Raw genomic sequence first — 13,214 nt, forward strand, 5'->3', positions numbered from 1 at the left:
TTTAGTATGATGAATAAAAAGGGGATGAAGTTATGGAAGAAATCGTGTTTACCGGATTTCCTGGGTTTATTGCCAGTCAGCTAATATTCAAACATGCTCATCAACACGAAATGATTTCCGCCATTATTTTGCCATCCGAACGTGAAAAAGCAGAAAAAGAAGCTAGACGGATCGAAAAAGAAACCAATTGTCGTGCGATTAAGTTGATCGAAGGCGATATTACTCAGGCAGGATTAGCCATAAGTACCACAGACCAAGAATATCTTAAAGAAAAAACAGTGACCATTTGGCATTTAGCAGCCATTTATGATTTGGCGGTTCCAAGAGATCTCGCATGGAAAGTAAATGTGGAAGGAACCCGTCACGTTAATGATTTTGTTTCAAACTTACAAAATGTAAAGCGGTATGTTTATTTTAGTACGGCCTATGTAGCAGGTAATAGAGAAGGCATTATTTACGAAAATGAATTAGAGCGACCAGTTGCTTTCAAAAACTTCTATGAAGAAACCAAGTTTGAAGCAGAACTGCTTGTAGATGAACTAAAAAAGTCACTGCCAATCACCATTATCCGGCCAGGCATAGTTCGGGGACATTCAGTTACAGGTAAAACCATCAAATTTGACGGACCTTATTTTTTCCTGAATTTAATTGATCGGGTTAAAATTTTGCCGTTTATTCCGTTTGTTGGACGGTCGACATCTTATATTAATGTAGTGCCGATTGATTATATTTTAGAGGCTGCGATGTACCTCAGTAAATTAGATGCAGCAGTTGGCCAAACTGTGCATTTAACAGATCCCAATCCTCACCCTATAGAAGAGGTGTATCGAAATATGGTTCAGTTAATGACCGGGAAACAGCCAAAAGGACGTCTGCCTCATCGTTTAGCGCAAATTTCTTTATCAGTTGGTGCGATCAGAAAAGCATTGGGTGTGGAAATCGAAACCTTGGATTATTTGACGTGGACGGCAGATTTCGATACAGAAAATGCAGAGCGCCTTCTAGAAAACAGCAATATTCAGTGTGCCGATTTTTTAGAGACAATGCCTGCGATGGTGGAGTTTTACAATGTACATAAAAATGACAAAAACTTTCAAATCCCCATACGTTAAACTATGACATGAATTGAAAAGATGCTATACTAACATTACAACTCAATACACTTTGACTTTCAGTCAAGGGGGAGTAGCTATAGGGAAACCTATTTCACAGTCGTCAATACATGGTTAGTAGCCATCGGTTGTGATAGCAAACGAAATTTGCTTAGCGAGACCTTTGCCTTTATTTAGGCAAGGGTCTTTTTTGTTGGCAAAAAACAGGAGGAGAAAGCAGAATGGAAGCAGTATTATTGGAATATGCTTGGGTCTTACTCGTTTTAGTAGGACTTGAAGGGTTACTGGCTGCAGATAATGCAGTAGTAATGGCGGTAATGGTTAAACATTTACCAAAAGCACAACAGAAAAAAGCGTTATTTTACGGATTAGTAGGAGCTTTTGTTTTCCGTTTTGCAGCGTTGTTTATGATTACGCTACTCGTTAACATTTGGCAGATTCAAGCGCTTGGTGCAGCATATCTCTTGTTTATTTCGATTAAAAGTATATATGATCAACGTAAAGGCGACACAGATGAAAGTTTAGAAGGCATGGACGAAAAGCCGAAGAAAAAAGGTTCTGGCTTCTGGATGACTGTTTTGAAAGTTGAATTAGCAGATATTGCTTTTGCGATCGACTCAATGTTAGCAGCTGTAGCTTTAGCAGTTACATTGCCGCATTTAGATGTGTTTGGTATGAATGATATCGGTGGGATTAACTCAGGTCAGTTTATGGTTATGTTAGCTGGTGGTTTAATCGGTGTTATCATCATGCGATTTGCAGCACATAAATTTGTACAATTGCTTGAAAAATACCCGCAACTTGAAACCGCAGCATTTGTGATTGTTGGATGGGTCGGGGTGAAGTTATTGGTTATGACTTTATCTCACGAAAATGTTGGCATCTTGCCTCATGACTTCCCGCACTCTACGCCGTGGACACTGGTCTTCTGGTCTGTATTGCTTGGAATTATTGTTGTAGGTGGAATTTTAGGAGTAAAGCAAAACAAAGAACAAGCGAAAGAACACGAGGCAAAATAAGGATCTACTTGAAAAAGTAGAATCGAACAAAAGGTGCATTGAATCCAATTCAATGCACCTTTTTCTATGGGAAAAAATAAAATAAGCTGATACGGACAAAAGAACTATATTAAAAGCGAATAATGGTAGGTAAAGAAAAACATGCCTCTTTTAAATGTTGCCGTGCAAAGTTACAATCTAATAGGTGGTGACTTTAAAAAAGGGGTGAATGGTGTGCTTTTAGCTTCATTAGGCTGGAAATTTGGACGAATTGAAAAACCTGATGCTGAAACAATGGTGTTACAGGTACAAGCTGGTGATGAGCAAGCGCTGCACGATTTACTTTTTCATTACTCACCTTTTATGAAAAAAACAGCATCACAAGTATGCAAACGATTTATCGATGATCATGACGATGAATATAGTGTTGCCTTATCTGCATTTAATGAAGCTATCCATAAATTTGACCAACAGAACAATGCATCTTTTTTAACATTTGCTCACATGGTTATTCGTAGACGAATTATCGATTTTATTCGAAAAGAAAGCAGACGCGATGAATTTAGCCATGATTTTATGCCGGCATCTGAAACAGAAGAGCATAATGGCATCGCAGACCATGCCGCAAAAATGGCTTATAGTAGCGAACAGGAAAACCAAAAAAGAAGCGAAGAAATAACGCGTTTTGAAGAGATGTTGCAGGAATTTGATTTGTCGTTCCAAATATTAGTCAAAGTTTCTCCTGCTCATGTAGATGCAAGGATTACTGCGATTCAAATCGCCCAGTTAGTAGCGGAAACAGATGAGTATAAACAATATTTACTCGACAAGAAAAAATTGCCGATTAAAGATATTGAAAAGCTCGTAAAGGTGTCTCGTAAAACAATTGAACGCAATCGAAAGTATATAATTGCAATGGCTTTATTGCAGATGAGTGATTTGTATTTCTTGAAAGACTATTTGAAAGGGCGGTTAAACTGATGCGCAAACAGTCCGGAATTTGCATAAAATCAAAAAAAGATCGCTCTATATTTTTAATGAAGAATGGTCAATTTGTAAAAGGGGCTCCTGTAGGAAATCCTTTAAAAGGAGAAGAAGCTCTGTTTTATCCAGTTGAAAAAAAGCCAGCTATTCGCATGTTGCCAACAATGGCTCCTGTAACAGCTGCTATTGCTGCAATTGTTTTGTTTATGTCTGCATTAATATTCCCTACTGAAGAAGCATACGGCTATGTTCAAGTGCAAATTAATCCAGGGATTGAGCTTGGGATAGACGAGGATTATAAAGTGGTATCGGTGCGCGAACTAAATAGCGATGGTCATGAATTGATTCATCAGTTAGGCGACTTTAAGAATGACTCCTTACTTACTGTTTTAGAACGCGTGCTTGAGTTGGCAGTAACGGACCAAACGAGAGATGTCACAATAACCGCAGTTGGAGAAGAAGAGAGTATAGTTGACCCATCCATTAAAGAAGTTATATTGGCGCTTTCTCTAGAAGTTGAAAATGATCAAGTGGCCATTCAAATGAAACAAGCTACAAAAGAACAATGGCGGGATGCGAAAAAAGAGCAAGTGCCTGTTGGCCAAATGATTGAAAAAGCGGTGACAGTAAAAAATCAGGTGAAACCTAAAGAACAATTATTAGAGCAAGAAAAGTTGCCAGTTCCTGCACTGCAAGTGAAAGAACAAAATACTACAAAAGAAAAGAACAGCGTGAAAAAAACAAAAGAAAAGACCCAAAAACTTAAAGAAACATCCAATCTTCCCAAAGAGAAGAAAGAGGATAAATTACCAAAAGAAAAACAGCAACAAAAAACACCAAAACAGAAGAATGACAAAAAAGAGTCCTCAACCAATTCAGAAAATACACCGTCAGTAACACCACAGAAAAAAGTAGAACCAACAAAGGAGAAACCAAAAGACAAGCTCCTTAAGAAAGAAGAAATAAAAGTAGAGAAACAAGAAAAAGAAACTGAGAAACAAGAAGAAAAGATAGAGGAAAAAGAAAAGCAGACAGAGAAAAAGACAGAGAAAAAGACAGAGAAAAAGACAGAGAAAAAGACAGAGAAAAAGATAGAGATTAAGACAGAGAAAAAGATAGAGATTAAGACAGAGAAAAAGATAGAGATTAAGACAGAGAAAAACAGCAAAGGTGAAAAAAAAGAAAAGCTGAAAAATGACTCTGTTGTAGAAATTCCATCAACTAACAAAGAAGAAAAGCACACTAAAGATAAAAAGGATGAAAAAAATCAAAAAAGTAAAAGCGAAGAAAAGTAGGTACAAATAGCGTAAACGACAATGTTTCGATAATACCGAAAGAGTAAAAAAAGTGCGGATTTTACGCTAAGATCTATCAATAAAAAGTCTCTAATAAAGCATAAAAAAGAGAAAACGAAAATCTATGATAAATAGATTTTCGATTTCTCTTTCTTTTTGTCAATTCTTTTCATAGAATGAGGAGAGAGTATAACGTTGAAGGGAATCCATGTCTTATGAATAAATCATTTCAAAAAGTGCGAAATTTAACACCTGCACAGGCAATTGTTTCGTATTATTTTGTGGCAATTGCTTTTTCCTTCTTGTTACTAAGGTTACCAAACGTCCATAAACCAGGGATGACCATTCCTTTAATCGACAGTTTGTTTACTGCAGTAAGTGCAGTAAGTGTTACAGGATTAACCGTTATTAATGTTGTTGATACGTATACGGTTTTTGGTATCCTCGTGCTAATGACTATTTTGCAGCTAGGTGGCATTGGAATAATGTCGATTGGTACATTTATCTGGCTTCTCTTTGGTAAGCGTATCGGATTGCGGGAGCGTCAGTTAATCATGGTTGATCATAACCAGTCGAGCATGTCAGGTGTCGTCAAACTAATACGAGAAATTGTGAAAATTATGTTGTTGATAGAAGCGGTTGGGGCATTGGTTCTAACCATTTACTTTACTCAGTATTTCCCCACGTTTCAAGAAGCATTGCTTCATGGTGTCTTTGGTTCAATAACAGCTACGACTAATGGAGGCTTTGATATTACGGGTGAATCATTAGTGCCATATTTTAATGATTATTTTGTTCAGATTATAAATATGATTCTTATCATTTTAGGGGCTATTGGATTTCCTGTTTTAATCGAAGTAAAAGAATTTATCTCCAATAAACAAAAATACTTCCGTTTTTCTTTGTTTACAAAAATCACGACAAGCATTTTTGCGATTTTACTAGCGGTTGGGGCTATCGGTATCTTTCTATTAGAATCGGTAAAAGCGTTTAAAGGAATGGCTTGGCATGAGTCGCTATTCGCTTCACTTTTCCATTCGGTTTCTTCGCGTTCCGGTGGCTTAGTGACAGTCGATATTACGCAGTTTAGTGATGCCACAAATGCTTTTATGAGCGCATTAATGTTTGTTGGTGCTTCTCCAAGTTCAGCAGGTGGGGGAATCCGAACTACAACTTTTGCAATTGCGATTTTATTTCTGATCAATTTTGCGCGAGGGAAAAATACAATTCAAATATTTAATCGTGAAATTGAGTTAATTGATGTTTTTCGCTCGTTTGCGGTTATCTTTTTAGCCTTTTTCATCGTCTTTGCAGCTACATTGGCATTGCTTATCACGGAGCCTGCAGCCACAATTGTCGAAATTATATTTGAAATCACTTCTGCTTTCGGAACATGTGGGATGTCTTTAGGAATTACAAGTGACTTATCGGATATTGGGAAGGTCATCATAATGGCATTGATGTTTGTAGGACGTGTAGGATTAATCTCGTTCCTATTCACGATTGGTGGCAAAACAGACCCAACTAAATTCCATTTTCCAAAAGAACGCGTAATCATTGGATAACGTTAAAAGCTGTCATTATTATAAAAAAAGACTATAATTAGTGTAATACAATTTAAGCCGTAGAAAGAGTGAGCCGAATGGACGAAGATATTAAACAATCGTTAAAATTATTTATCGTGCTATCACGCGCACATAAAGCCATCACTGAACAAACTAATCAATTTTTTCAAGCAAGTGGAGTAAACCCAACTGAATTTGCTGTTTTAGAGTTGTTGTACCATAAAGGGAAACAACCACTCCAGAAAATTGGCGGGAAAATTCTGTTAGCAAGCGGATCTATTACGTATGTGATAGATAAGCTTGAAAAAAGAGGATATATTACTCGCGTAAACAGCCCAAGTGATCGTCGAATCACTTATGCTGAAATATCGGAGTCAGGCAAAGAATTTATGGCGGAAATTTTTCCGGAACATGAAAAAAAATTACATGAATTGACTGAAGCGTTATCAAGTGAAGAAAAAGACCAAGCTATCGAATTAATGAAAAAGCTCGGTTTGTCGATTAAGGATTTATCATACTGATCAAAAAACCCTTCTGGATCTCCAGAAGGGTTTTTACTTTTATCTTTAGTTAATGTGTTTACTGAATAGCTTGAATGGTTTTACCCATTGCAAGAAAGTCTTCAGTAGCATTCACAGTGCTATTATCAAAAATAGTTAAGCGGACAATAAGGTTCTCTAGTTCATAGACAACGCCTGTAACAATGCCTTCTGAACTAGGCACATTATATACTATAGATTGCGTAGCAGCATCATGATTAAAATCAGTAACTTCAACAGGCTCTTGATCTGGGTTTACAGCGGCCAAAGTTTGTTTCATTGTATCTGCTACAAAATCAAAGTCGGCTTCATCTAGCGGAAATGTTTCCACTCGCATAAATACCGCTGTATTATCTACTACATATAGCGCATCTTTATTGGGTTCTTCTGCAGCAAGTTCGTAGCCATCTTGAACATAGAGTTCGTAATTTTGTGCATCGCTTTGTGTCAGTGTTCCTGATGGTTCAGTGGCTTCAGTCGATCCATCTTCAGCAGGAGTTGAAGTCTCTTCTGTAGGCGCTTGTTCAGTAGACTCAACTGGCTCATTGACTGCTTCTTCATCACGTGATAAACAAGCTGTAAGCAACAAGCTAACCATCATAGTGGATGACAATAAAAATAAGTTCTTCTTCATAAAAAAATTCCTCCCTAGCTGGTTTGTCTAGTAGACGTCTGAGCAGGAGGAATGTTTCACTTTATATAGATAAAGGCATAATTAGAAACAACAACACAATCATAACTAAATGAGCAACGATAATGACCGGTAAGCTTTTTTTCCATTCATAAAGAAATCCTAGAATCAAGCTGACAACAATACCAGCTAAAGCACCAAACCAAAATCCACCCAGTGCTAGCGCTAATCCAAATAAAAGGGAACTAGTTAGAATGGCGATAGGTGTAGAGGCATATTTTTTTAGCTTTTGTTGTACCAAGCCTCTCCAAAAAATTTCTTCTCCTGGTACGATGATAAACATGAGCAACAAGTAATGCCAAATCGAAACAGGTGAAAATCTTGAAAAGAATTTTTCAATCGAACCGGCTATATTAAGTGGAGTCAGGAGCAATAGTTGGTAACCTGCGATAAAGAGACCGTATAAAAGGGCTCCGAAAACTATCCCGTAAACCAATGACTTCCACGTAGCGAGTTCATCGAATATTTTAACGAATATAATAGCGAGAGACATAAGAATCAAGGTCGCAAATGTATACATATACCAGAAGATTGCCGTGTTTTCAAAGGCTAAATCGTACAGGTAAAAAGCCAGGGGCAGCATTAAAACCAAAGGATGCTGCTTAAAAAAGTTAATCATGTAAATCCTCCTAAATTTAAAGCCGTGGAGACTTTATTGACAAAGGTGTCTAAGTTGTTTTCTTGCTGTATACTATTGCCTAGAACAGGTTGTCATAAACTGTTTATAGTCGTTTCGTATACTTTTTTAGTCAACATTTATCATCCGTTTAGTATTATAACAGAAGAACTTATCAAATCTAAGGCAAAAGGAGAACAATTCATGACTGATTACAACCAGCAACTAGAAGATTTAAAGAATGGCATTATTGAATCGATCACAATTAAAAAAGAAGATTTTCTAGAGTTTCGTACCACTTTGATTGCACGTGAGGATTTTAAGCATTTTCGTGGCACAGCATATCATCACGGTACCACTGTTTATACATACACAATAGAGCCATCAAAATAAGAGGAAATTGGGAAGCGGGGAGAATGTGTGGAGAATTTATCACAAGTTAAAGCGCAATTAAATCGATTGGTGGTAGGCAGAGAGAAAGAAATAGACTTTATGCTAATTGCTTTAATCCAAGGGGGACATGTATTGCTTGAAAGTGTACCAGGTTCAGGCAAGACGTGGATGGCTAAAGCATTTGCGGGGTCATTTGCAGGGCAGTTTCAACGTATCCAATTCACACCAGATGTTTTGCCGTCAGACGTGACGGGCATTCGCTTTTTCAATCCAAAAACACAAGAGTTTGAATTGCGAGCAGGTCCAGTGCAAACCAATTTATTATTAGCTGATGAGATCAACCGGGCCACGCCAAGAACGCAGTCAAGTCTTTTGGAATCAATGGAAGAAAAACAAGCGACCATCGATGGGGAAACGCTTCAATTACCAAATCCGTTTATCGTTATTGCAACTCAAAATCCTGTTGAATCTCAACAAGGTACTTTTCCACTTCCTGCGGCACAATTAGATCGTTTTTTATTTCGACTCGAAATTGGTTATCCCGCATATGAAGAAGAGCTGGACATTATTCGAAACTTTCGCGATAACGTGTCCCACAAAAAAGAAATTTTACCCGTCGCTTCAATAAAAGATGTACAGCAATGGCATATAGAGGCTGGACAAGTGTCTGTGCACGAAGACATTGAAACGTATATTTTGTCACTTGTACGCGCGACTCGTGAACATCCCTCAATTGAACTTGGCTTAAGTTCTCGTGCAGCATTGGCGCTTGTTCATGCAGCACAAGGAAAAGCATTTATAGAAGGGCGAAATTTTGTGACACCGGATGATGTTAAGTTCATACTTGAACCTGTAGCGATTCACCGTTTAATGCTGACAGCTGAAGGAATGCTCGTACAACAACCAGCAGCGATATTACATGAAATTGTAAATTCAGTGTCTTCTCCGGTAGAGGCATTTTAGATGGTGTGGATGCGCCACGAAGATGACTTAAAAAACATGAAATGGGTATTGGGCTTGTTGTTTGTCTTATTCTTTATGGCTATGGTTTTTTTACAGTTTACTGCGGCGGCGGTTATTATTTTTGTCGCTATAGTTGTGGGGATGCAATTGTTTTATCTGAAGCAAATAGGCAAAAAACTAGTTTTTCAAAACAATCGCATGCGCAAACGTGTGCTTTATGATGGGGAATCCTCTTGGGAGCTCGTTTTTAGAAATGAGGGCTTGCCAATTTGGGGTGGGCAAGTGAAAATTTGGTTTCATCATGCAGTAGAACCAATAAGAGAGCAGCAAATAAGTACTGGAGATTTAATAGAACTTGAACTGCCTTTTACAATTGGTCACAACGAAACCATTGAACTACGTGTACCAGTCAAAGGAAAACAAAGAGGGATAGCTCGTATTACTAAAATGGAAATACTTATTCCGCAGCCATTTGGAGAAGGCAGTGTGACACTAGAGTATCAGCCTAGAATTTTGCATGAGCAACTCGTATTTCCAAAGCTTCAGAAGTATCCTTTTGGGTATACCCCGTCTCCACAAAAGCCAGGCGAATTCAATTTAAAGCACTCTTTGTTTGATGATGCTTTTCAACCCATTGGTACCCGTGATTACGTCTCAACAGATCAGTTTAATCAAATTCACTGGAAAGCTAGTGTGAGAATGCAAAATTACCAAACGAAAATATTTTCACAAGTAGCAAATGAAACAATGCTTTTTGCACTGAATGTCTCTGACTATTATGGAACCATTCACGATTTAGAAGACCGTATCGAAGAGTTGGCTTCGTATATTGAGAATTGTTTTAAGGCGGGCATTCCTTATGCAGTAGCCGTTAATATTCGCTCAGCTGGCAAGATGCCATATTTGTATTTGTCTGCAGGACAAGGGCAAAAGCAGCGTCAACAAGCATTAGAGTTGCTATCGGTCATTTCTAAAAATAATGCAACACTGGCTTTTAGCACCATGTTAGGGCATTTGGATCTCCATACAGAATTACCTTATACCACATACCTATTGACCGGTAAGCCTGAAGATGCTCTTCGTTTTATTAAGAAATGGAGCAGGCAAACTCAGTTGACTGTTTTACCAGGTAGAAAGGAACGTGATTTGGCATGACATCCCGCTTTGTATCGTTTCGTTATTTTGTGTTGGATGCCTTTATCATTTCCTTAGTACTTGTTTTTGTTGATCAACCCGTCGTTTGGCGGTGGATAGCAATTGCTTTGTTCGCTTCAGGAGCTGCTTATTTATTGTTTTCAACATATTCTTATCGTTTACTAGTGGGAATTGGTATTTCCCTTGTTGCGACCGGCGTAATGTGGTTTGTAGGAATCCCGTTATGGCTAGCACTGTTATTAGGTATGCTTACCGTTTATATGCTCCATGGAAGATATTTGACATTCTATAATGGATTTAGTGATGATCATCATTTTTTGATAAAGTTTGTTGCGGTTTTCAGCGTTTGCTGGGTTATTCTTTTGTTAAATCCTGAAGCGCAGTCAGCTCAGTCACTATTCACAATTGTTCCCGCAGCTATCCTGTTTTATGCACTATCTCATGTGTGTTATCTATACATGCGTTATAAATCAGAGGGTGCACGATTTTCTCAAGGTGCGAGCGCATTGTTAATTGTTTTTAGCTTGGCTAGTGCAGCGGCAATTGTTACTTTTTTTATCGCTGATGAAGTGCGTCTCGGACTCGGATGGGCTGTTGGCGGAGCCATTCGTCTCTTGTTTTGGCCGCTTGCTCTTTTGATGGAGCAAATTACTGAGTTTTTGTCAGGCTTATCGACAGAAGAAGAAATGCAAGAAACGATAGACAAGTTGGGTCCAGATGAGAAAATGACACAAAATGATCAGCCGGTATATGAAGCGATGGCAACAGATTATCCGGTGGAAATATTGTTAGGGCTTGTCATTTTGGGATGTTTGATTGCGCTCGTCTTGTGGCTGAGAAAAACCAAGCCAGAGTCACAAGAGCCGACACAAGAAAATAGCAATAGCATAAAGAGATCTCATCATCATTCAACAGACTCGGTTGTTTCGGTTGCAACAAAGCCTTTAGAAAATCCAATGGATTTGCATCAAATTAGAGAGGTTTTTCGTGAACTTGAAAAAACAGCTAAAGAGCAAAAGTTAGGAAGAGAAGAATATGAAACTGTTCGGGAATGGGTAAGTCGAATGAAGTGGGACGTATCTGATGCTTTTTACCACACCTACGACCGAGTTCGATATGGTGATAAACAGTTGCCAGAATCACAAATTGTACAATTTATAATAGATATCCAAAAAATAAAAAATGATTATTTAAAAGAAAATGTTTAAAGTCATTTCAAGAGGGGGATAGTATACTTGAACACAGCAACATTCTCATTTCCCCCTTTTGTGGTCGGTCCGTTTACGGGTCGGCTTCTTTTTTTGTGTTTTTTAGGACAACGTAGTTTTATGGTCTCTTTACTAGCATTTTTATTTCTTATAAGTGTATATCTTAAAGAACTTTGCTAGACTGTAAATGAAACTAAAAGGAGGATATACATATGAAGCTTGGATTTATCGGAACAGGTGTCATGGGGAATAGCTTAGTAAAGCATTTGCTTGATGATCAGCATGAAGTTTCTATTTATACACGTACTGCTCAAAAGGCAGAAAATTTAGTAGAAGCCGGTGCAGTTCTTGTTGATTCACCTCAGAAAGTAGCTGAAACTAGTGAAGTGATTTTTACAATGGTTGGTTATCCTTCGGATGTAGAACAAGTTTATTTTGGCAAACAAGGATTATTGGAAAATGCCAAAAAAGGTACAATCCTTGTAGACATGACAACTTCACAGCCGCAATTGGCTCAACGGATTTTTGAAGCGGCTACTGAAAAAGAACTTCACGCGTTAGATGCTCCTGTATCGGGAGGGGATATCGGTGCTAAAAATGGTGTTTTGTCCATTATGATTGGTGGCGAAAAAGAAGTTTACAAGAAAATTTTGCCTATCCTTAACCTATTCGGTGAAAATATTGTATTCCAAGGTCCGGCGGGTTCAGGACAGCACACCAAAATGTGCAACCAAATTAATATTGCCAGTATCATGATAGGCGTTTGCGAATCGATTATATATGCGGAAAAAGCAGGATTAGATCCTGAACGTGTGTTGCGATCCATTTCTTCAGGTGCTGCAGGTTCATGGTCGCTATCCAACTTAGCACCAAAAATGATCAACGAAGATTTTCGTCCAGGCTTTTACATAAAACATTTCATTAAAGATATGAAAATTGCAGCACAAGAAGCAGAAAACTGGGGATTGGATTTACCCGGGCTTCGTATGTCACTCAGTATGTATGAAAAAGTTGCAGCACAAGGCAATGAGGATAATGGTACACAAGCTTTAATCGAACATTATAAATCATAAAAACAGCCGAAAACCTTTAAAGGTTTTCGGCTGTTTTAAACTTAATCAAAATAAGATTTTTTTGGAGAATAAAAACGGTCAATTTGTCTTGGTTGATAGGCTTTAGAAAAATTGGAAGTTGACGACTCTTTTTTTTGCGGTTCCAATCCGGTCAACGTCCGTAAAATCTCTTTTGCCACTTTTAAATTCATGCGACTTGGCGGATTGCGATAAGTATCGTCCAAGTGACCTAAATGTTCAAGTGAGGCGAAATCTTCTTTTTTCGGGAGCATGTGAAAATAATAATTGCCGCATTTAACGAGGACGGAAGATTGTTGTTGACTTTTCTGGGGGTTTTTACTGAAGTGTAAACCAATTTTTAATGCACGCTGTTTTTCAATCATCAAATTTAATGCTTCTTTTTTAAGTGCATATAAATAGTGATTATCAGGAGCGGTTTTTGCGTGCCGATTAACTGTGAAAATGGCTTGTGCAATATCTGAATCTGATTTGGCAGTTAGCATGAACTCATTCCTTTCATCCAATTTAGTGGTAGTTCGATATTATCATATCAAAATTTCCAGACACTGTATACCGAACGAACATATTGAATAGAAGGAAAAGTCAAAAGCTTTGTAGAATT

14 protein-coding genes are annotated in these 13,214 nt (G+C 38.0%); 11 read left to right on the forward strand and 3 right to left on the reverse strand.

Translation table 11 applies throughout. The features are described 5' to 3' along the window. The first annotated feature begins 32 nt into the window (after positions 1-32). From GPDM_RS05545 to GPDM_RS05570, 6 genes are all read left to right on the forward strand, one after another. Positions 33-1,112 carry an SDR family oxidoreductase gene (locus GPDM_RS05545; protein ID WP_008429798.1) on the forward strand — a complete coding sequence of 360 codons (1,080 nt, stop codon included), beginning with the start codon at positions 33-35 and terminating at the stop codon, positions 1,110-1,112. Between the two features lie 221 nt (positions 1,113-1,333). Then, positions 1,334-2,131: a TerC family protein gene (locus GPDM_RS05550; protein WP_008429799.1), complete on the forward strand. Its 798-nt coding sequence runs from the start codon at positions 1,334-1,336 to the stop codon at positions 2,129-2,131. A 141-nt stretch (positions 2,132-2,272) separates the two neighbouring features. Further along, on the forward strand, positions 2,273-3,091 hold the full coding sequence (sigI, locus tag GPDM_RS05555; RefSeq protein WP_008429800.1) for an RNA polymerase sigma-I factor: 819 nt from the start codon (positions 2,273-2,275) through the stop codon (positions 3,089-3,091). A gap of 167 nt (positions 3,092-3,258) precedes the next feature. Beyond that, a complete protein-coding gene (locus GPDM_RS05560; protein WP_192806491.1) occupies positions 3,259-4,389 on the forward strand; it encodes an anti-sigma-I factor RsgI family protein in 1,131 nt (376 codons plus the stop codon). Between the two features lie 215 nt (positions 4,390-4,604). Then, on the forward strand, positions 4,605-5,954 hold the full coding sequence (locus tag GPDM_RS05565) for a TrkH family potassium uptake protein (RefSeq protein ID WP_008429802.1): 1,350 nt from the start codon (positions 4,605-4,607) through the stop codon (positions 5,952-5,954). Positions 5,955-6,031: 77 nt separating this feature from the next. Continuing rightward, positions 6,032-6,475 (forward strand): MarR family winged helix-turn-helix transcriptional regulator, encoded by a 444-nt coding sequence (locus GPDM_RS05570; RefSeq protein WP_008429804.1) that lies wholly within the window; start codon positions 6,032-6,034, stop codon positions 6,473-6,475. A gap of 58 nt (positions 6,476-6,533) precedes the next feature. Here the strand turns inward: GPDM_RS05570 and GPDM_RS05575 are convergent, their stop codons facing one another. Together GPDM_RS05575 and GPDM_RS05580 are read right to left on the reverse strand one after the other, a co-directional pair. After that, positions 6,534-7,127: a hypothetical protein gene (locus GPDM_RS05575; RefSeq protein WP_008429805.1), complete on the reverse strand. Its 594-nt coding sequence runs from the start codon at positions 7,125-7,127 to the stop codon at positions 6,534-6,536. A 61-nt stretch (positions 7,128-7,188) separates the two neighbouring features. Next, positions 7,189-7,803 carry a CPBP family intramembrane glutamic endopeptidase gene (locus GPDM_RS05580; protein WP_008429806.1) on the reverse strand — a complete coding sequence of 205 codons (615 nt, stop codon included), beginning with the start codon at positions 7,801-7,803 and terminating at the stop codon, positions 7,189-7,191. A gap of 201 nt (positions 7,804-8,004) precedes the next feature. On the opposite strand from GPDM_RS05580, the gene GPDM_RS05585 reads away from it, so the two are divergent. From GPDM_RS05585 to GPDM_RS05605, 5 genes are all read left to right on the forward strand, one after another. After that, positions 8,005-8,193 (forward strand): hypothetical protein, encoded by a 189-nt coding sequence (locus tag GPDM_RS05585; RefSeq protein ID WP_008429807.1) that lies wholly within the window; start codon positions 8,005-8,007, stop codon positions 8,191-8,193. 27 nt (positions 8,194-8,220) lie between these two features. Continuing rightward, entirely contained in the window at positions 8,221-9,156 is a 936-nt protein-coding gene (locus GPDM_RS05590) for an AAA family ATPase (RefSeq protein ID WP_008429808.1), read from the forward strand. After that, positions 9,157-10,311 (forward strand): DUF58 domain-containing protein, encoded by a 1,155-nt coding sequence (locus GPDM_RS05595; protein ID WP_008429809.1) that lies wholly within the window; start codon positions 9,157-9,159, stop codon positions 10,309-10,311. Continuing rightward, positions 10,308-11,519, forward strand: a complete 1,212-nt coding sequence (locus GPDM_RS05600; protein ID WP_008429810.1) for a hypothetical protein — start codon at positions 10,308-10,310, stop codon at positions 11,517-11,519. The genes GPDM_RS05595 and GPDM_RS05600 overlap by 4 nt, the downstream gene beginning before the upstream one ends. 212 nt (positions 11,520-11,731) lie before the next feature. Continuing rightward, on the forward strand, positions 11,732-12,592 hold the full coding sequence (locus tag GPDM_RS05605) for an NAD(P)-dependent oxidoreductase (RefSeq protein WP_008429811.1): 861 nt from the start codon (positions 11,732-11,734) through the stop codon (positions 12,590-12,592). A gap of 41 nt (positions 12,593-12,633) precedes the next feature. On the opposite strand, the gene GPDM_RS05610 is transcribed toward GPDM_RS05605, so the two are convergent. Then, positions 12,634-13,095 carry a YkyB family protein gene (locus GPDM_RS05610; protein WP_008429812.1) on the reverse strand — a complete coding sequence of 154 codons (462 nt, stop codon included), beginning with the start codon at positions 13,093-13,095 and terminating at the stop codon, positions 12,634-12,636. Between the last annotated feature and the right edge of the window lie 119 nt (positions 13,096-13,214).

This window comes from Planococcus donghaensis MPA1U2, from assembly GCF_000189395.1.
GTDB classification, from domain to species: Bacteria; Bacillota; Bacilli; order Bacillales_A; family Planococcaceae; genus Planococcus; species Planococcus donghaensis_B.

Coding starts and splice junctions, on each gene's coding strand:
- GPDM_RS05545 (WP_008429798.1), top strand. CDS start 33: ATGGAAGAAATCGTGTTTACCGGATTTCCTGGGTTTATTGCCAGTCAG.
- GPDM_RS05550 (WP_008429799.1), top strand. CDS start 1,334: ATGGAAGCAGTATTATTGGAATATGCTTGGGTCTTACTCGTTTTAGTA.
- sigI (WP_008429800.1), top strand. CDS start 2,273: ATGCCTCTTTTAAATGTTGCCGTGCAAAGTTACAATCTAATAGGTGGT.
- GPDM_RS05560 (WP_192806491.1), top strand. CDS start 3,259: ATGGCTCCTGTAACAGCTGCTATTGCTGCAATTGTTTTGTTTATGTCT.
- GPDM_RS05565 (WP_008429802.1), top strand. CDS start 4,605: ATGAATAAATCATTTCAAAAAGTGCGAAATTTAACACCTGCACAGGCA.
- GPDM_RS05570 (WP_008429804.1), top strand. CDS start 6,032: ATGGACGAAGATATTAAACAATCGTTAAAATTATTTATCGTGCTATCA.
- GPDM_RS05575 (WP_008429805.1), bottom strand. CDS start 7,127: ATGAAGAAGAACTTATTTTTATTGTCATCCACTATGATGGTTAGCTTG.
- GPDM_RS05580 (WP_008429806.1), bottom strand. CDS start 7,803: ATGATTAACTTTTTTAAGCAGCATCCTTTGGTTTTAATGCTGCCCCTG.
- GPDM_RS05585 (WP_008429807.1), top strand. CDS start 8,005: ATGACTGATTACAACCAGCAACTAGAAGATTTAAAGAATGGCATTATT.
- GPDM_RS05595 (WP_008429809.1), top strand. CDS start 9,157: ATGGTGTGGATGCGCCACGAAGATGACTTAAAAAACATGAAATGGGTA.
- GPDM_RS05600 (WP_008429810.1), top strand. CDS start 10,308: ATGACATCCCGCTTTGTATCGTTTCGTTATTTTGTGTTGGATGCCTTT.
- GPDM_RS05605 (WP_008429811.1), top strand. CDS start 11,732: ATGAAGCTTGGATTTATCGGAACAGGTGTCATGGGGAATAGCTTAGTA.
- GPDM_RS05610 (WP_008429812.1), bottom strand. CDS start 13,095: ATGCTAACTGCCAAATCAGATTCAGATATTGCACAAGCCATTTTCACA.